The sequence below is a fragment of the Vagococcus carniphilus genome (assembly GCF_014397115.1).
In the GTDB taxonomy this organism is placed as follows: Bacteria; Bacillota; Bacilli; order Lactobacillales; family Vagococcaceae; genus Vagococcus; species Vagococcus carniphilus.
In genome coordinates this window covers 18,506-36,496 of record NZ_CP060721.1, presented here as the reverse complement: position 1 = coordinate 36,496, position 17,991 = coordinate 18,506, and the positions used below count along the sequence as shown (strand labels likewise).

17 protein-coding genes are annotated in these 17,991 nt (G+C 28.8%); 8 read left to right on the top strand and 9 right to left on the bottom strand.

The window, feature by feature from the left end:
* Positions 1 to 20: 20 nt before the first annotated feature.
* The gene (locus H9L18_RS14895) at positions 21 to 584 is read right to left on the bottom strand and encodes a recombinase family protein (protein ID WP_126796238.1); all 564 of its coding nucleotides are present in this window, start codon (positions 582 to 584) and stop codon (positions 21 to 23) included.
* A gap of 851 nt (positions 585 to 1,435) precedes the next feature.
* On the opposite strand from H9L18_RS14895, the gene H9L18_RS14890 reads away from it, so the two are divergent.
* On the top strand, positions 1,436 to 1,711 hold the full coding sequence (locus tag H9L18_RS14890) for a hypothetical protein (RefSeq protein WP_126796236.1): 276 nt from the start codon (positions 1,436 to 1,438) through the stop codon (positions 1,709 to 1,711).
* A 206-nt stretch (positions 1,712 to 1,917) separates the two neighbouring features.
* Here the strand turns inward: H9L18_RS14890 and H9L18_RS14885 are convergent, their stop codons facing one another.
* From H9L18_RS14885 to H9L18_RS14860, 6 genes are all read right to left on the bottom strand, one after another.
* Complete coding sequence (locus H9L18_RS14885; protein WP_126796234.1) at positions 1,918 to 3,408, bottom strand: ABC transporter permease family protein; 1,491 nt, start codon at positions 3,406 to 3,408, stop codon at positions 1,918 to 1,920.
* A gap of 5 nt (positions 3,409 to 3,413) precedes the next feature.
* Positions 3,414 to 3,794, bottom strand: coding sequence for a YxeA family protein (locus H9L18_RS14880; protein WP_233637824.1), 381 nt, complete (start codon positions 3,792 to 3,794; stop codon positions 3,414 to 3,416).
* 62 nt (positions 3,795 to 3,856) lie between these two features.
* Positions 3,857 to 4,492: a putative bacteriocin export ABC transporter gene (locus H9L18_RS14875; RefSeq protein ID WP_126796230.1), complete on the bottom strand. Its 636-nt coding sequence runs from the start codon at positions 4,490 to 4,492 to the stop codon at positions 3,857 to 3,859.
* Positions 4,489 to 6,636 carry a hypothetical protein gene (locus H9L18_RS14870; protein WP_126796228.1) on the bottom strand — a complete coding sequence of 716 codons (2,148 nt, stop codon included), beginning with the start codon at positions 6,634 to 6,636 and terminating at the stop codon, positions 4,489 to 4,491. The genes H9L18_RS14875 and H9L18_RS14870 overlap by 4 nt, the downstream gene beginning before the upstream one ends.
* Positions 6,637 to 6,742: 106 nt before the next feature.
* Positions 6,743 to 7,033: a lactococcin 972 family bacteriocin gene (locus H9L18_RS14865; RefSeq protein WP_126796226.1), complete on the bottom strand. Its 291-nt coding sequence runs from the start codon at positions 7,031 to 7,033 to the stop codon at positions 6,743 to 6,745.
* A gap of 468 nt (positions 7,034 to 7,501) precedes the next feature.
* Complete coding sequence (locus H9L18_RS14860; RefSeq protein ID WP_126796224.1) at positions 7,502 to 8,089, bottom strand: recombinase family protein; 588 nt, start codon at positions 8,087 to 8,089, stop codon at positions 7,502 to 7,504.
* Positions 8,090 to 8,409: 320 nt separating this feature from the next.
* Between H9L18_RS14860 and H9L18_RS14855 the strand changes: the two genes are divergently transcribed.
* From H9L18_RS14855 to H9L18_RS14845, 3 genes are all read left to right on the top strand, one after another.
* Positions 8,410 to 9,237: a ParA family protein gene (locus H9L18_RS14855; RefSeq protein WP_126796222.1), complete on the top strand. Its 828-nt coding sequence runs from the start codon at positions 8,410 to 8,412 to the stop codon at positions 9,235 to 9,237.
* A 4-nt stretch (positions 9,238 to 9,241) separates the two neighbouring features.
* Positions 9,242 to 9,628: a hypothetical protein gene (locus H9L18_RS14850; RefSeq protein ID WP_126796220.1), complete on the top strand. Its 387-nt coding sequence runs from the start codon at positions 9,242 to 9,244 to the stop codon at positions 9,626 to 9,628.
* Between the two features lie 535 nt (positions 9,629 to 10,163).
* Positions 10,164 to 11,675, top strand: a complete 1,512-nt coding sequence (locus tag H9L18_RS14845; protein WP_126796218.1) for a primase C-terminal domain-containing protein — start codon at positions 10,164 to 10,166, stop codon at positions 11,673 to 11,675.
* Between the two features lie 305 nt (positions 11,676 to 11,980).
* On the opposite strand, the gene H9L18_RS14840 is transcribed toward H9L18_RS14845, so the two are convergent.
* On the bottom strand, positions 11,981 to 13,135 hold the full coding sequence (locus tag H9L18_RS14840; RefSeq protein WP_126796216.1) for a TraB/GumN family protein: 1,155 nt from the start codon (positions 13,133 to 13,135) through the stop codon (positions 11,981 to 11,983).
* Positions 13,136 to 13,149: 14 nt separating this feature from the next.
* A complete protein-coding gene (locus H9L18_RS14835; protein ID WP_126796214.1) occupies positions 13,150 to 14,109 on the bottom strand; it encodes a hypothetical protein in 960 nt (319 codons plus the stop codon).
* Positions 14,110 to 15,093: 984 nt separating this feature from the next.
* On the opposite strand from H9L18_RS14835, the gene H9L18_RS14830 reads away from it, so the two are divergent.
* The 4 genes from H9L18_RS14830 to H9L18_RS14815 all read left to right on the top strand — a co-directional run bounded on the left by H9L18_RS14830 (position 15,094) and on the right by H9L18_RS14815 (position 17,923).
* On the top strand, positions 15,094 to 15,363 hold the full coding sequence (locus tag H9L18_RS14830) for a hypothetical protein (RefSeq protein WP_126796212.1): 270 nt from the start codon (positions 15,094 to 15,096) through the stop codon (positions 15,361 to 15,363).
* Positions 15,364 to 15,859: 496 nt separating this feature from the next.
* Complete coding sequence (locus tag H9L18_RS14825) at positions 15,860 to 16,072, top strand: hypothetical protein (protein WP_126796210.1); 213 nt, start codon at positions 15,860 to 15,862, stop codon at positions 16,070 to 16,072.
* 157 nt (positions 16,073 to 16,229) lie between these two features.
* Positions 16,230 to 16,526, top strand: a complete 297-nt coding sequence (locus tag H9L18_RS14820; protein WP_126796208.1) for a hypothetical protein — start codon at positions 16,230 to 16,232, stop codon at positions 16,524 to 16,526.
* Positions 16,527 to 16,615: 89 nt separating this feature from the next.
* Positions 16,616 to 17,923, top strand: coding sequence for a hypothetical protein (locus tag H9L18_RS14815; protein WP_126796206.1), 1,308 nt, complete (start codon positions 16,616 to 16,618; stop codon positions 17,921 to 17,923).
* Positions 17,924 to 17,991: the final 68 nt, after the last annotated feature.

Here is a 17,991-nt window from a genome sequence, read left to right as displayed (position 1 = left end):
ATTGAAACTAACAATTATGTTTAATGATTGTCGTCTTTATTGAGATAACGGTAAATTGTAGTTCTAGAAACATTCCATTGTTCTGCAACTGTTTTTATAGGTGTTCCACTATCTATTAATCTTTTCATCAGCTGAAAATCTTGTTTAGTTAATTTTTCTGGCCTACCTCCAAAGCGTCCTCTTGCTCTAGCAGCTTCTCTCCCAGCTGCAGATCGTTCAAGTATTAAGTTTCTTTCGAATTCAGCAAATGCTGCAAACAAATGAAACATCAGTTGGCCAGTCGAACTAGACTTATCCATAGTGATGTTTTCTTGAATACTATAAAAGCTGACTCCTCTGTCATTTAACTGATTCACAATAGTAATCAAATCTTGCATATTTCTTCCTAGACGGTCTAATCGCCAAACAACAATTGTATCCCCTTCTCTTGCAAAATCAATTGCATTTACCAATCCAGGTCTTTTACTTTTTGCACCACTAATTTTATCTGTAAAAATTTTTTGGCACCCTTCAGATTTCAAACTATCTTCCTGAAGATCTAAATTTTGTAATCCTGTTGAAACCCTTGCATATCCAATTTTCATAAAAGTCAGCTCCTTGTTAAATTTATTGTAACATAACTTAATTAGATAGCAATTAATGAACGTTGATTAGTGAATGGGTTAATGAACATTAAAGTGTCAAAAATATATCAAAAAAAGTAAAAAATAAAAAGTGTCCAGTATATGGTGATTTACTGGACACTTTTAGTTTTTAAAAATTATTCAAATTCTATAAAGTCAGAAAAAAGAAATTTAATTAATTCTTTGTATAATCTGTCCTTAAATTATTGATTAGCTTTACACTTGTTATTTTTCTATAATAGATTGAGAGCACATCAATCTAAAAAAATAAAATAGACCTATCAAGGATTTTTCGAGTCATTCCGTTTAACAGTCGAATGATTTACTCACACTTGATAGGCCATTTAATTATTGGTAAGGATTTTTTCAAATTCCCACGCCTTTCTTATATTACTTCTAGAACTCTTAATCTCCTAACATGTAACCTATTTCGTACGTGCTAATTAGTTTTCCTTTAAGTTGTTGCGTTTACTATTTGATTCAACAATAAACTTTAAGTATTAAAAACTAATCATGGGAATTTATCGTTCCTTACACTTAATTTATACCACAAAAGGAAATCGTTTTCAAATAAAAAGACTTAGCTTGTATAATTAATGAGATATGTTGGACAGTTGTTTTAGCTTTTTCCTAAAATAATCATAGTAATCAACAACAAATAAAAGTACTCTTGTTTAGAAGAGTTACTTCCTTTAGTAAGTTGGAATTATAAAAAAGTTACAACTGCTAAATTAGAGGACATAAAGAACTTTGAAGACTTAAATAATAATGACATGATCAGAATAGAGTTTGAAATAAAGAATTTTAATTATATGGATGGAAAAGAAGCATATGAACCACCTTTAGCCCTCCTGTCATGGGGAACTGATTTAGGAGAACCTATTTATCAATCTGATTCAATTCCTTTTACACCTTTAAAAATAGGAGAAACAGGAACCTTTATTCATTTTCTACATTCTGATAAGTCTGTTGAAAAAGTTAAAAAGGTTTATATGAGATATTATTATGCTGAAACACTATTAAATTTACCTATAGGAACTCATTCTAATTATGTAGATTCTGAGTTGGATGTAAATCATCAGAACTAAAATTATTCTTGTAAAATACAATTGGAAATAAAAAAAGACCAACAGCCCGCCAGCTGTTGGTCTTTTGGCAATAATATCATGCACTATCTTTTTGCAAACAAATTTTATCATATATATTTTAAAATAACCAATTTGTTGCCAATATAATGTTACTATTAAAAGATAGTAACAAAAGGAATAGTTAAAGTGATAATAACAGAAAAAAATTATAAAAAGAGTAAATTTTTGGGCTGTGTTGTAAATACACGTGTTAAGGATAAAATTGAGACAACAATAATTATTAGACTTAGACTAATAATTATAAAAAAGTAATCCATTATACTTAAATTTGACACATATAGTTCTGTTAAATTTTTCTCATAAATAATAGTCTTTGAAATTTTATCTAATTTATATTTTTCTTCAGTATTAAATGAATCTTCGTTATTGGAGCTATTAATTTCAGTAGTTTGATCCTTACTATCAATTAATAGAAATTTTGAAATATTCTTTTCAACGATAGTGCCGGTTAGCACCGAAATATTTAGCGCTATAAATGTAATTATTAGTATTTCTAATAACAGTTGAATAAAAACCAATTTTTTTTGCTCACCTAAGGCTAATAATATAGCTATTTCTTTAGTTCTATATTTTATTATCAAAAGTACGATTAATCCAATTATAGTGAAACAAGAAATAAAAGAACCGACTATTATGTATTTACTAATTGTATTAATTGATGTTATATTACTACCAATTTTTTGAAATTGATTATCTGTTGTTAGTATTTTAAAATAGCTATTTTTTAACTTATTATTTGAAAATTCTACAAAAGGTTGTAAATTGTCATAATTTTTGATTTTAAAAATAGGCATACCAATATTTATTAAATCTTCAATATCTGTGGCACTCATTATGCTGCCATCATCATTAGTGTAAAAACCTGGATTTAAATCATTAAAAATTTTATTTTGTTGAATGTTTATTTTTTTTACAAAATTATTTGAAAAATAGATAGTATTTAATTGTTCACTAGAAATTTCCCTATTCTTTTTTTTACTACCTTCGCTTAAATTGTCTAATGAAAAAATCCCAACTACTTTTATAGGTATTTCTAAATAATCTGCTTTGATGGTATCCATACCAATCTGTTTTATTTGTGTTTGTAAGGTAATTCTATCATTAATTTTTATGTTATTAATTTCAGCAAATTGATTAGATATAATTCCATTACCTTCTGAACTTTGGATTTCATTTTCAGAGAGTAATCTACCTTTAGATAATTTTATTTTTTTATTTTCTATATCGAGCAAGTTAGGATCGTTTACTCCATGAAAGAATAACGATTTATTACGGTCATCATCGCTATCATTTACTATTTCAAATTCAGTTGGATTTACGGTTCCCATAATATTGTATTCAAATCTTTCAACATAAGAGCTATTTCCAATCTCTTCTACTAAATCAGTGCTTAGAGTCTGTTTTTTGCTATCAAAGATTTCCTCTTTTATTTCTTTTTCTATTAGATCATTATCAATTATTAAAGTTGCTGAAACACCTAATTTATTTCTTATTTCATTTTCTATTTTCTTAGTGCTTTTATAAATTATTATAGAACTTGTCAGTAAGCAACCTAATATAAAAATAATTAAAAACAATAAAAGACTACGTTTTTTATTTCTTAAAATACTTAAAAATGCTCTATCAAACACTCTCATACAAATTACCTACCAGATTTATCTAATAAAATTTTTTGTTCTTTTTTGGGTATATCTTCCCATGAAACAAATTCTAATTTATACACGTATGTTCCCTTGTGAATTACTTTTCCAAAATTTTTACCTTCAGGGGATTGTCCTCCTGAAAAGGTTAAATAATTTTGTTCTTTTGAATGATTTGAATCTACTACAAGAACATGATATTTATCAGGAATTTGGACTTTATTTCCAAATCCATTAGGATCGTACTTATCACCACCATTATATGTAACTTCTTCAGGTAATATTGCGTATCCAATTGTTTTATTTAAAAAAGGATTTAGACGATCTCGCCACTCTTTACTATCTTTTAATTTATAATAAGAGAAAGATCCGATAGAAATCAAGAGTAAGAAAAAAATATATAATATTAATTTTTTTTTTTTTATGATAATCTCCTCCAGTTTTTTTAAATTTTGATTATCTTATTACAACTATTAGCGACAACTTCGTCATGCGTAACAATAACGATTGTCCTCCCTAATTGATTTACTTCTTTTAACAAATTTATAATTAAATCTCTATTTTTAGTATCTAATGCTCCGGTTGGTTCATCAGCTAGTATTATTTCATTTGGTTTTATAATACTTCTTGCAAGTGAAATTCTTTGTTGTTCGCCACCAGATAGTTCATAAATAAAATTTTTTTCATAATTATCTAATCCTACTTTTTCTAGTGCTTCTTTAACCAATTGTTTTTTTTCTTCTTTGTTTAAATTAGTATATTTTAATGCCATATATAAGTTGTCCTCAACTGATTTATGTTCTACCAAGGCGAAATTTTGAAATAGATAGGATATTTTATCTCTAATTATTTTATTCGATTCTATGCTATTAATTTTTGGCGCTTTTTTCCCAAATAGTATTAATTCACCTTCCGTTAAGTCTTCTATTAAACCAATTGTATTTAGGAGAACAGATTTACCAGCACCACTAGGACCTGTAATAGCTATCATATCACCTTTTTGGATTTCTAAATTTAGATTTGACAAAACTGTTTTGTTTTTATATTTCTTAGTGTAATTACGCAACTGGATTATAATCATAAAATTTCTCCCTTTAATGCATTGTTAAGTAATTGTTTGTCTTGTTTTTTAAACATAATAAAACTTATTGTAGCATCCACTAATATTAATATAGAAAAAATACATATTGTTATTTTTTCATTTTCTAACAATAAAGTTTCAATTAATCCGAGTACATAAATAATTAAAATATTTCTTATCTGTTGTTTATAGATGTCAGTATATTTATAACCTAAAAATTTCGATATTAGAATTTCTTTTTTTCCTATTAAAAATGTAACTATTAAAATAAAATAGGAGCTCAGCAGACTAATACTGATAAATATAATTAGTATAAATAAATAGAATAAAATACTCATTTTTATCATCTTTAATTCTTTTTCATACCCAGAACTAAATGAATTTTCAAAATTCAAATTATTTTTTTCTAATCCGTTTTTCGTTATTGCTTTATTTATATTTTCAATATTTTCTTTATTATTCAATATTTTCAGAGGATTATACAAAGCACCATCAAATAATCTGCTATTATTTTTAGTTAGAGAGAAATTATCCATTACTATGATTGCTGGATTAGTAAGTATTCCATTATTTTCATTAATCATATCTATATTATTAGAAAATAATTCCATTTTTTTGTTGGTGTAATAATAAATTGTAATCGGAATATCTTTTTCATTTTTATACATTTTATCAATAGGATAAAAATTATTAATATGTTGACCTAAGATGGATAGAATTTCTTCCTCATGCTCTTTTTCATGTGAAGAAATCAGCAATTTATATGATTTCTCATCTTTCTCTATTTTTTTAGTATCTAAATTTAAGGTATCAATATAATTCCAATTTGCTTGAACCGTGTTTATGTACTCATTTCCTTGAAAAGTAATGTTAGCCCGTGTATGCTGAGGTTCCAAATAGATTGGATAAAGCTTTTCAGCGAACATGTATTGAGCAGCGGAATTTTTTTCTAAATCTTTAAATAAATTTAAAAATTTATCATCTAGTTTACTAGTATTATTTAATCCTTCTTGAAATTCATTATCTACAAATTGATAACTTGATATTGTAAGATATTTTTCTTGTTCTTCATATAGTTTTTTTACATCTATTCTCATTTTTAGATTCGATAATTCCTTTGAGACAATAGGAATTACTAAAATAAGTAACGATAGTATTACAAATTTAGTAATGTAATTAAGATATAGAGCAGTTTTGGGTTCAAAAAAACCTTTAATTGCATTTAAAATGGTATATCTTTTTATGATAAGTAAAGATAAGAAAAGACTAATGTAATAAATTAATATTACCAATAATTGTAACAATGTTAACTTAAAAAAGTATGTTGAACTGACATTCGTTATTAATATATATTGTATGGGAATTGAAATGAGATATGTAAGTATAGGTAATACTAATACTTTACTATTTACCAACTTTAAAGCATCAATATTGGTATATCCTTGTAGCTTTAATACACCAACCATTTGTATGTTTTTAAGAGGGTTAAGTAATGAAATTAGAATAAGTAGAATTATTAATACCAATAACATAACTAATAAAATATAAAAGTATGCTCCTTGTTTATATTCTCTAAAGAATGGAATATTATAAATTTCATCGTATGTCATTTCAAAAGTATTTTGTATATCTTTGATAAATTCTTCTTTATTTTCAACATTAATGGAATATTTACTATTTAACGAACTATCATATTCTGATAAGAAACTTTTTAAAGAGTTAAATATTAATGGACTATCTGAAAATATGTCTCTAATTATACCGACTTGTCCTTGTTTATTAGTATCGAATGTTGCTAAAAATTCGTTCTTATTCTTAGGTAATCTGCCAGAAATTAAGTCGAGGTGTATTTCAGAAAAATAACTGTCAGAGAAAATCCCGGATTTAATGGTAACTAAGTTATTGTCAACATTTATTTGGTCTGAACGAATAATAGAAGCATTATACTTTTTCGAAATTAATTCTAATCGTTGTGTAAATTCTTCTAATGAATATCCGTTACTAGCAATATATATATCAAAGCTGTCTTCATTTTTTTCTATCTCTTGAATCCTTTCTATGTCTAACCCTCTATAGTAAAAAGAAAATGTAAAACTTAATAAAATAGAAATTAAACATAAAATAGAGGTAATAGATTTTTTCATTATGTGTCCTCCAAATAATAATAAACAGAACCACATAAGCAAAAAAACTAATGTGGTTCTGTTTTATTTAGTCTCCAAATTTTTTATTGTATAGTAATATGAATTTTTATTTTATACTATAAAAAAACTCACAACCTGAAAAAATCCAAAGACGCGAATTTGCCCATTTCCCAGCACTTGCTTGTCGACCATCAATTTGATCTCCTTTTGTTACTGAAGAACCATGTGGTCTAGTATTATGTAGATATTGGGAATGAGAACCAGATGGTCCAGATCCTGCCCACCAAGCATGAGTATTGTTACCAAATTGTTTTGAAACAGCTAACGTTTGTACTCCTGCTGTTAAAAATAAGGTACATAGCAATGATACCATCAAAAATTTTCTAGTTTTTTTCATTTTATCCCTCCTTTTTATACAAAAAATATATCATTGTTTAGTAAACTAAAGTTAATTATTTCATAGAAGGTTATATTTAACTCATTACTGTTAAATAACTTTTTGTAAATTACAAATGAGAAAGAGATAATAAAACGCAAGTATAGTGTACTAGGTCAGATTGATTTAGCAGTATTTAAAGAGAATGATTAGGGTGTATGATATAATTGAGTGTCGCCTATCCGACAGTCTAGCGACTGGAAGGAGGTGCTAAGTTGTACGAGTATTTCATTTTCCCACTTCTTGTCAGTTTAATAGCTGTATTGTTCGAGTATTGGCTAAATAATCGAAACAAGAAGTAAAACAATTTAAGGCGACATTAGCCCACAAAAAAAGCCCCAGAAGATTCCGACATCTTCTGGGGCTTTGTGCTAAGTTGTACTTCATTTCCAACACAATTATATCACAATAACAAAGCTGTTACCAATATTAGGGTTGTTCTTCTTCTCTAGCCTGCTTTTTTATTCTCTTTAGAGTGGATAGTGAAATATCAGTCATTTTCACTACTTCTCTCATACTATGAGTTTTCATTAGCTCTAATGCGTGTTTGTACCTATCATTTAAAACTCTCTTTGGGCGCCCTTCACGATAATTTTTATTATTAGCTTTATGCCATTGCTTCCCTTCCTGTGTACGAGTCACAATTAAATCTCTTTCAAACTGTGCAAAGCTGCCTAGCATATTCATCATCAAAGTGTGCATGGAATCTTTTTTATTTGGTTCGAACGTTAGAGAATTATCTAAAAATGTTACCGTGACGCCTTTATCATTTAATGAGGAAACAATTGAATTTAAATCGACAATACTTCTAGCTAAGCGATCAATTTTGGTAACTAGTACTTGGTCTCCTTTTTTAACAGTATCTTGTAAATTTTCTAACTCTCTTCTCCCCTCTTTTTTTGTCCCAGTATATTTCTCACTGAAAATTCTTTCAGCTCCAGCATTTTCTAATTTTTGAATTTGTGTTTGATAATCTTGATTGCTGGTACTAACTCTTGTATAGCCGAAAATTGCCATATATTACAAACCTTTCTGAACATAAGTTTTTGACACCTAACAAAATCAAGTATATCAACAAATTTTAGGTAGCTCAAATACTTTTAAGTTTCTGAGCTAATATCAAAATATTATTTTTATATAGTATACCGTATACACTATATAAAAATAATACGGTATACAGAAAATATTAAAGTATACCGTATTATTTTCAAACCAATATTAACAAAGTAAATATATTAGTGAATTTAAATTAATTAAGCTTGAAATCTACCATGTGTTAGAGTATACTTTATATATAATATATACGGTATACTAAAAAGAAAGGTGTTTGATTAATTATGACAGCGAAAACAATAGTAGTAGGAAATTTTAAAGGTGGAGTAGGAAAAACAAAAATTGCAACGATGCTTAGTTTTGTTAGTGCCAAGTTAAAGGATAAGAGAACATTATTAATAGACCTTGACCCACAAGCGAATGCAACTCAAAATTTAGCAAAGACAGGAAATATTTCTCATATAAAATATACAATCACTAATGCTTTAATATTAAGAGATAAAACAATAACAGAGTGTATAACTCCAATAATGGAAAATTTAGATTTAATTGCTTGTGATACGAGTTTCACTCAATTTCCAAAATTTCTATATAAAAATTATAAGACTGAAAAAGAACAATCATCTGTATTAGCCAATGCAATTAATAAACTAAAAGAAAACTATGATTATATATTCATTGATGTACCCCCAACGATTTCTGATTTCTCTGATAATGCTATGGTTGCGTCTGACTACAGTTTAATAGCATTTCAAACTCAAGAAGAAAGCTTAGAGGGGGTTCAAAAATATATTGCTTACCAAAATTTCCTTGCTGAAAAGAATAAAATAAATATTCAAGTTGCTGGAATTATTGCTTGCTTGTTAAAAGCTGATAGTCAAATAGATAATGAAGTAATGAATGAAGCTAAAGAAATTTACAAAGATTATGTATTAAAGACAGTAGTTACATATCAAGAAAGATTAAAGCGTTACTCAAGAACTGGAATAGAATTAAAAGAGACAGTTTACGGAAATTACGATCAATGGGATTTTAAAGCATGTAATGTTTTTTTTAATATATTAAGTGAAATGGAAAGTAATATTGAATACTTCGAAAAAAAGGCGGTGTAATTAGATGAATAGGAAAGTTTTTGGATATGATTACGAAGAAAATGATATAAGTAATACCGATGCACTTGTCAAATCAAAAAAAGTAACAACTGAACGAGATTTTCAATTTGAAAATATAGTAAATGAGAGTAGAAATAAACAAGGACGTCCAGATGTTTATCAGGATAAAAGATATAAAGCTACAATGCCCAAAAGAGTGAGTCCAGTTGTAAATGTTAAATTAGAAGCATTACGTCCTTTAATGAGTGAATTAATAAGTGTTAATTCTAAAGTTTCTTTTAATCAAATGATTGATATTTTAATCGAAAGTTATATTAATCAAAAATTGTCATCCTCAAAAATAGAATTTTTGAGAAAGGAAATATCGGAAGAATTAGAAAAATTGAAATAAATATTATTAAAGGTATACAGTATTCTGTATACCTTTAATAATATAAAGAATACCGTATACTCTTAATAAAAGCTTTACTATCGAGGAATTATTAAAGGTATACGGTTTTGTTTTAACAATAAAGAATACCGTATACCTATATCATTAAAGAATACCGTATACCTTTAATAAATAAATGGTTGTTTTTCAACCTGTTCAGTGTTACTTTTTTATTAACACAATATATTTAGAAAAAGACTTTACTTTAAATTTTTTTATTATATATTATTAACTAAATAAAAAAAACTCAGAACTGGAGGCTGAATTCCATTTCTAAGTTTAATTACTTTTTTACGGTTCTTTGGAAGAACTGCTATTTATCTATAAATTTATTACACTGATAATAGCAATTTTTCGCAAAAAAATCAAGGTAAAAAGGCTTATTTCGTATACTCTTTTTTAAAAAAGTGGCCTTTTTAATCATTTTTTAAGAACCGATTCATCAAAAAGGGATGAGTGGGTTCTTTTTTGTATTTTTTGAAGGGAGGATATCAGGATGTCGCAAGCAGAAAAATTAATTGAATTGATTGTCAAAAACGGACTAACAACTTACAAAACTAAAAACAGTCGTCACAAATATATTCAAGAAACACCAGTTGTTACAGACAAGCAGGGTGTTGTTTTTGGGTTTCGTACGAAAGAACATATGACCGAATCACGTGGCTTTGTTATGAGTTCGTTGGAAAGTGTTCTTGAGAATCAAGAGAAATTATCACATTGGACGCCTAATATCTTTTCGTATGGTGGTTATAATAAACAATCTGTTTATGGCCACTCTGAAGATAATTTAATTCGTTTGAATTGCTTTGTTTTAGATGTTGATACCAACAATCCTAACTTTCTAAATGACTTGATGATGGCAAGTATTGATACAGATGAGCTATTACCAACGGCCATTTTAAAAACGCCTAAAGGTTATCACGTGTACTACGTGCTGGAAGAGGCAATGTTTGTTTCTTCTGCCAATAATTATAAATCGTTAAACGTGGCTAAGTTGATTTCAAGCAACTTACGACGTTCTTTTGCGGAACAATTACCTGGTATCGACGTGACGTGTAATCACTTCGGTATCTTTAGAATGCCAACTAAACAAAACTTAATTCATTTTGAGCCAAATTTTGTTTATTCGTTTAAGCAGCTAATGAACTGGTCCATGAAATACCAGGACAAAATTAGTTTTGAATTCACGCTAGATTTAAAGAAAAAGGCTAAAACTGTTCGACAAGTGGATGAATCTTGGTATAGAGAATTAATGAATACCGCTAAAATCAGAGGTAACAAAGGGGAAATAGGGCGAAATAACACTATTTTCACCTGTTCTTTGGCTTGCTATTCAAGTGGTTTATCTTTTGAAGAATGCTATGATGAAATGGATCAGTTTAATTCTGAGTTGAAAGATTTTAATGGTCACTCGGCCAGTTTAAAAGATTCTGAAGTCGTAAAAATTATTAAGTCTGCTTACAGTGGGAAATACACTGGAGCAAGTAAAGAGTTCATTCAGGAATTGCTTAGTTTGTATACTGGTTCAACTTATAATCCTAGCGTACGTCAGAATGGCCGTGTGGCACGTGAAAAATGGGTAAAACACGCTAAACCCAGAGAAGAAAGAGAAAAATCTCACTACAAAGAATGGGCTGAAGATTTAATTAACTACATCAACGAAAAAACATCTTCTGCAAGACCATATATTCAAACAGACCGAGAAACAATTTGCCAGGCACTTAATATGCCTGAAAGCACATATAAAGATTTAATGCGTCAACTGAAGAAAGAGAAACGTGTTTATGTGGAATCAAAACGTGGCCGAAACGGTTATACAAAATTAGCAACTAAAAAATCAATGGCCGTCACACTAAAAAATAAAAAGCAATACTTGTTTAATCACTATATGGACGTTCTGAAGCGTTACTTTGAGGACAGCCCTATGTTAGTTCGATTTGCGAAAAACATTGAATTTAAAGAACCGAAGGCACGTTCAGAAGTTCTTTTATTTGATGGAGTAACTTAATAATTTTAAATGGACGAACTGCCAATAACATAATTCTAGAATCCTGTTTGTTGGTTTTAGGTGTTTAGAAAAGATATTTATAGAGAGTGAGCCGGGTTGCTTTAGCAACATTTTTTAGGCGAGAGTTTTCCTTAGAAAACGGCTGGTGTACCAGGTAGCTGAAAGCTACAAGCGAGACTTTAGGCTCGTTATATACTGTGGTGAAGTAGCGTTAATTTTGGGATGAGGTTGGGAGCAAAGGGGAAGAATTAAGATTATTTGTAATAAAAAAGAATGCTCAGAAGTTATCTGGCATTCTTAGGATTTTAGAAAAAGAGATTTTTAATTAATTGACTACCACCAATAATGTTACCAATTGCTCCACCAAGACTAGAAACAAAAAATAAGACAATAATTTTTAGAAATTTATTATTCAAGATGGTTTTTATACTTGAAGTATCTTCAAAAATATTTGCCATATCATTTACTGTTGGTTTTTTTACGATTGCTTCAGAAAAAGCTACAAATATTCCAACAGATAATGCAGGACTAATTGCACCAATAGGAGCAGTTAGAAATGCAACGATTGCAGATATAAAGCTTCCTCTAGCAAGAAGTGTAAATATAGCTGCTAGTGATGAATTCCATAAAATCCATTGTTTTAATTGGTCCATGCCGACATTGTAATCTCCAAAAACAAATGATGCAATTAATAAACCGATTATTAATATTGAAAAGGACCAATTTGCTAGTTTAGTACCTAGTGTTTTGTTTGGAATTATATCTAATTCCGCATTGTTATGTGTATTTGAATTATTTTTTACTTTGTTGAAAATGCCATTAAGGTGAGCTTTTCCAATAATAACTACTACTTCCTCATTAGTTGTAAGTTCAAGTATATTATTGGCCATGTATTCATCGCGTTCTTCAACTAAAACTTTATGAATGATTGGAAGTTTTTCTTTGAAAGATGAAAAAGCAAGTTCCATAACATCATCTTTCATAATATCTTGAATGGAATTTTCAGTTAATTCAGTATCATCACTGCCAAAAATAAAAGATGTAATTATATCTACTTTGTTGAATAAAGTTAATTTTCTCCATATTCGATTTAGTGTAATTTTTATGTTTCTATCAATCAAAATAATTTCAGCGTTAGTTTGTTTAGCTAATTCTATAGCTTTTTTAAATTCTCCAGCTGGTTCTGAATTTGTAGTTAAGGAGAATTTTTTTTGAACTGAAGCAATAATAACTTGCATGACAAGACCTGGGAATTGTTTATTTTTAATAACTGAAACAATATCTGTATTTTTCCATTGTTCATCATTGACTAAGTTATCATAACGTTGTTTATCTAGCTCAATACAAATATATTTAGGTTGTTTTTTTAAGATAAGTTCTTCAACTTCTTTAACACTTTCTTTTGATACGTGTGCTGTGCCTAAGAGAGTGATGTTGTTAGTTTCTCTAAGATTTGACATTAATTTTCCCCTTACTAGTATTCTCGTTTTGAAATAAAATATTCATATTTATTTTTAACATTTTTATCTTTGTTGTTAATGATATCGTCAAAAATATCTTCACAAATATATAGAGCATCTTTACAATTTGTATCGACTAAAACGTTTCTGTATACAATTGCTGAAGCATAGTATTCATCATTTTTTGTTTTGAAGAATATTAATAGATCACTAAACAAGTTTATTAATATTTTAATATCAACTCCAACATTACTTGATGGAAAGTCAGTTTCTATCTCTCTATAAAGTTTTAAGAGAGAATCCGCAAAACTTAAATTTTCATGTTTACAAGAGTAATACATAAAATTGACAACACAAGTCAGAAAGTGTTCATAGAATGGTTTATATTTTTTAATTTTAGTTGTGTCACTAAATACGTAATTGAATATTTTTTGAAATGGTTCAAAGTTAGATGTTTCAAAATTTACAAGGTTTGAGAAAATCTGTAAATCTGAGGTACTTAAAAAATTAGTTAAATTTTTTCTTTTTTTGTAGTAAGATTCAATAATTTTTAAATCTTTTTCAGAGAATTTATAATGTTGATATTCTGATGGTATATTCAGTTTAGGTGTATACATATGTAATCTTAAAACAGTCCATATATTCAAATACTTGGAATTTTTTAGATGTAATGATGTTCTTTCAAGATAATCAATTTCTTTTATAATTTGTTGCCAATTATTTTCACTTATCAGAGAAATACATTTGATTCTGTATTTATCAATTTCTGAAACTGTTGTTGGATGAATGCCGTATTCTGCATAAATTTGTTGGTAATTCACTCCTATTTCATCAGAGATACTAATCACATATTTCAAAGGTGCTTCCAAAATGTTATGAGTATAGGATTCATATTGTCGCCTAGAGATATTTTTCTTATAAATTTCATTTTTGCTTATATTTAGTTCTTTCCTAAAACCATCAATAAAGTTCATAGTTTCCACCTTTCTCTCATCAAATTTTAATATTAATCAATATTTCATGCTCATTTTGTACACGTTTTTCTTACAAAAATATTACAAACTGAACAATATTATAATCAAGTGAATTATATAGCGTTATTTTAAAGGTTGGGTATGTTCAATTTGTACATTTTGATTTTTCGAGGTTAGAAATAAAGATAGTTATATTATATATTATATTTGTTAGGAGGGATAGGAGGCTGGAATGATGTATCTTATGCTATTAGCACTTACATTTAATTTGAAAGGATAATTTGTAATATGAAAATTAAATCGGAATTAAAAAAGGTTTTCCTAAGTAGCATCTTTTTAGTAATAGTCTTATTAACTTAGAGTTTTCATTATGGAAAATATTTATATTTGGAGGAATTAAGAGTAAAAGTATTAATATTTTGTGGCATTTATTAATCAAATTTTAAATAGTTGGATAAAATAAATTGGAAATCATATTTTATTTTAAAGCTTGTATAATCAAAAAGTGTCTGATATAGTGTAAACAAGAACATTAGTTTTTTAGAATAAGACTAATTAAGACAATTGAATATCTCTTTTTTGTTACCTTGTTTAAAATAAAGGTGCAAAAATGAGAAAAGGAGCTTACCGCATTGCTCTCTCGCTTAGAAGGAACGCCAATTCCAAATAAGGTCGTTGAGAAAAATGCACACTCTAATCAGCAGAACCTGATAAAGTGTCTAGGGTTAACTCCTTCTCTATGTTGCAGAAAACTCTACAACGGATTCTAGTATATCAAACTTTCTATAATTTGAATACTAGGAACTTTTTAGACAAAGAGCTAATTTTATCAGTTGAATAACTTGATGAGATTGTTTCATTGGATAAAAATAATCTGTTGTCAGATGACTATGTAACATATTAGGAAGGGGCTAGACTACACTAAATCAGTGTAATCTAGCTCCTTTTTTGATTTTTGTAAATAATTTTTGAAAGGAGAAAAACATGGGAAAAGTATTAAGACGTGAGGAATTAGAAATACTGGCACATACAGTTAAGACAAAGGACGATAAAATTTGGGTAAATTTGTATGACGGCCGTTTTATCTTAAGAGAAAGCATTGACTGGAAAAAGCCAGTTATTAGAAAAACTCATAATTTATATCATCAAATTGAATGTGTCATTAGCAAGGAAATGCTAGTTGCTAGAAGAGATCCCATATTAGATTTGTTAGAAAAATTAGATAAACCTAAAGCAGTTAAAACACTGTTATAACAATACAATTCGTTTGTTTAAGTGATTAGCAAACAATCACTTAAAAGCTTTAATAACATTCTATGTATAACTGATATGACTTAGATTTACTGAAGTCATTGTTCTTTGAAAATTGAATAAACTGGTGCGTACGGTGAAAGGAGATAAAAAATAAGGATGTGTGCTAAGAGATAAAGTGACTGTCTTTTAGAAGTATCAGTATAAAAAAATTGTCACATAAAGAACGCTATTAGTTTTGTAGAATGAACGAACGCAACTTGTTTTACCTGGTAGGTAAGCATGGGTAAGCTGGACGGTTAGAAATAACTTGCCAACAGGAGAAATCAGCTAGGCTAGTCCTTAGCCTATAGAAAACGTCGTGATTGACCACGTCAGGAATTGACCGAGTACTTGAGACTCGACAAGTGAGTTACAATACCGTTTTTCAAAGGACAAAGTTTGCTAATGATTTAAACAAACGATATAGAAAATTGAAATCAATTAGGTAGGTGAGAGAATGGACATGAGAACAGATTTACATCAAAACTTAGTGACGTATTTAAAAAGGTCAAAAGACAAGGAAGTCTTATTTAAAGAATTTTGTAACAAAAAACATATTACTAAACTATCTGAACGAGCTACTTTAAAGAAAGTGGTTATGACTTCAACTGTTGTTAGTTATACCTATGTCTTAATTGATAACGTTAGTGAAATGTTAATTACTATGTAGCTGCTTGAAAGCTAATATGAGAAGAGGGAGTCCATTTATGGAGGAATTTAATCAAGAAAAATTAGATGCGTGTGTAGGTATTAAAAATGGCCTATTGATGTCTTTACCATTTTGGATATTGTTTATTTACTGGTTAATGTGAGAGGAGTTAAGAAGTATGACAGAAATTTGTGGGACACATTATGATGATCAAGTGATTCAAGATATTTTGAAAAATAGTGAATTGATTAGTTTAACAAATGGCGATTTACTTTATCCGAATGGATATTCTTTGGTATCAGTGGACAAACAAACTCATTATTCTTTGATGCAAGTGTTTAGCCAAATAAGGTACGTATTAGATAAAAAGCAACAAGTATTGTATATTAAGAATATCAAAACCAATCAATTAGAAAAAAAGAACCCCACTGATTCAAAAAGTGGAATGAATCAATGGAGTAGGATGAATTTATAGAAAAATTCTATTTGGGTTACTAAAAGTATACAATAAAATAAACATATAATCAAAAATCGAGAATATTATACAAAAGGAGAGTAATAAAGATGAAAAAGTGGAATGAATGGACTAAAAAACAGAAAATGACGTTAGGAATCGTTGTAGCGTGTGTTGTAGTAGGTGGGGCAGTTGGTACAAATGTTTATGCGAAGAATCAACATCAACAAGCAGTCACTCAAGCGTTAGAAACAATTAAGAAAGAAAAATTAACATTAGAACAACTTCAAAAAGCAGTTGATGAATTAAGAGATAAAGAGAATCCTAATTTTTTAGCAAAGGAAGTTGATTTAAAAGCTCTTGATTCGATTCAAAAACAAATTGATCAATTGAAAGCTGAACACAAAAACGACTCTTTATCAGAAGTAGCAAAAGAAAATAAAGAAGTTGTAACGATTTTAGATGAAGTGGAATCAAATGTAAAAGCCGTTAACTATCAATTAATGACACAAAATAAAGTCACGCAATTATTTACAGTTAACGATAAAGAACAAGTTATCGCAGGGACTGACTTCAATTTGGAATTGCCAACGGCTGATGATTTAACTCTAGCTGATATTGAGGCAGTTGTAACGGCTACTAAGAACGAGGCAAAATTAGTGACGATTCCTAAGTCAACAGATGAAAAGAAATCATGGGAATTAGCTATTGAGTCTTTGATAAAGGAAGCAGAAAAACAAGTGACTGAAATCAATGATTTAATTGAAGTTATTTCAAAATGGTTTGATAAAGAAAATAAACCAGTAGATACTGTTAAAAGAGACGATTTAAAAGCAATTGAAAAGCGTATCAATAACTTAAAGAATCAAAAAGTTAAAGAAGGGCTATCTGTTAAATGGAAACAAGTCAATGAAGCAGTTGTCAAAAAAGAAAAAGCAGAAGCTGATAAAAAAGCCAAAGAAACTGGTGGCAAAGTGGAACAAAAAGCTGATGGTACTTTCGAAGTCACTACACCTCAAGACAAGCCACAAAATGTGGCAAGTAACGATGCTGGCACTACTAATCAAGATACTGGCTATCAAGGTAATCAAGGTGGCGGATATAACCCTCCAGCAACAAACAACGGAGGAAATAATAACTCTGGTGGTGGTAGTGTAACCCCTCCAACGAACAATGGTGGCGGACAAAACCCTGGGAATAACGGTGGTAACAATAATGGTGGCAATAACAACGGTGGTGGTGGAAATGTGACACCTCCAGCTCATACATGTCCCACTGCTCCTTATGCAACAGCTGCAGAAGCAGAAGCTGCTGGATTTGCTGCTGGGGCAAAAGAAGTTGTTGCTAATGCAGTTATATGTGATTTTGATGGTAAATTAGTAGGTTGGACGTATACTATTACTGCTTACTGGGATTAGAATAAAAAATTTAAGGTATTAATTCTCAAAAGAGAGTTAGTACCTTTTTTTTATAAAAATAATTTGAG

Excerpts from the sequence above, each read along its gene's own strand:
- H9L18_RS14895 (WP_126796238.1), bottom strand. The coding sequence starts at position 584 with ATGAAAATTGGATATGCAAGGGTTTCAACAGGATTACAAAATTTAGAT.
- H9L18_RS14890 (WP_126796236.1), top strand. The coding sequence starts at position 1,436 with ATGGATGGAAAAGAAGCATATGAACCACCTTTAGCCCTCCTGTCATGG.
- H9L18_RS14885 (WP_126796234.1), bottom strand. The coding sequence starts at position 3,408 with ATGAGAGTGTTTGATAGAGCATTTTTAAGTATTTTAAGAAATAAAAAA.
- H9L18_RS14875 (WP_126796230.1), bottom strand. The coding sequence starts at position 4,492 with ATGATTATAATCCAGTTGCGTAATTACACTAAGAAATATAAAAACAAA.
- H9L18_RS14870 (WP_126796228.1), bottom strand. The coding sequence starts at position 6,636 with ATGAAAAAATCTATTACCTCTATTTTATGTTTAATTTCTATTTTATTA.
- H9L18_RS14865 (WP_126796226.1), bottom strand. The coding sequence starts at position 7,033 with ATGAAAAAAACTAGAAAATTTTTGATGGTATCATTGCTATGTACCTTA.
- H9L18_RS14860 (WP_126796224.1), bottom strand. The coding sequence starts at position 8,089 with ATGGCAATTTTCGGCTATACAAGAGTTAGTACCAGCAATCAAGATTAT.
- H9L18_RS14855 (WP_126796222.1), top strand. The coding sequence starts at position 8,410 with ATGACAGCGAAAACAATAGTAGTAGGAAATTTTAAAGGTGGAGTAGGA.
- H9L18_RS14850 (WP_126796220.1), top strand. The coding sequence starts at position 9,242 with ATGAATAGGAAAGTTTTTGGATATGATTACGAAGAAAATGATATAAGT.
- H9L18_RS14845 (WP_126796218.1), top strand. The coding sequence starts at position 10,164 with ATGTCGCAAGCAGAAAAATTAATTGAATTGATTGTCAAAAACGGACTA.
- H9L18_RS14840 (WP_126796216.1), bottom strand. The coding sequence starts at position 13,135 with ATGTCAAATCTTAGAGAAACTAACAACATCACTCTCTTAGGCACAGCA.
- H9L18_RS14835 (WP_126796214.1), bottom strand. The coding sequence starts at position 14,109 with ATGAACTTTATTGATGGTTTTAGGAAAGAACTAAATATAAGCAAAAAT.
- H9L18_RS14830 (WP_126796212.1), top strand. The coding sequence starts at position 15,094 with ATGGGAAAAGTATTAAGACGTGAGGAATTAGAAATACTGGCACATACA.
- H9L18_RS14825 (WP_126796210.1), top strand. The coding sequence starts at position 15,860 with ATGGACATGAGAACAGATTTACATCAAAACTTAGTGACGTATTTAAAA.
- H9L18_RS14820 (WP_126796208.1), top strand. The coding sequence starts at position 16,230 with ATGACAGAAATTTGTGGGACACATTATGATGATCAAGTGATTCAAGAT.
- H9L18_RS14815 (WP_126796206.1), top strand. The coding sequence starts at position 16,616 with ATGAAAAAGTGGAATGAATGGACTAAAAAACAGAAAATGACGTTAGGA.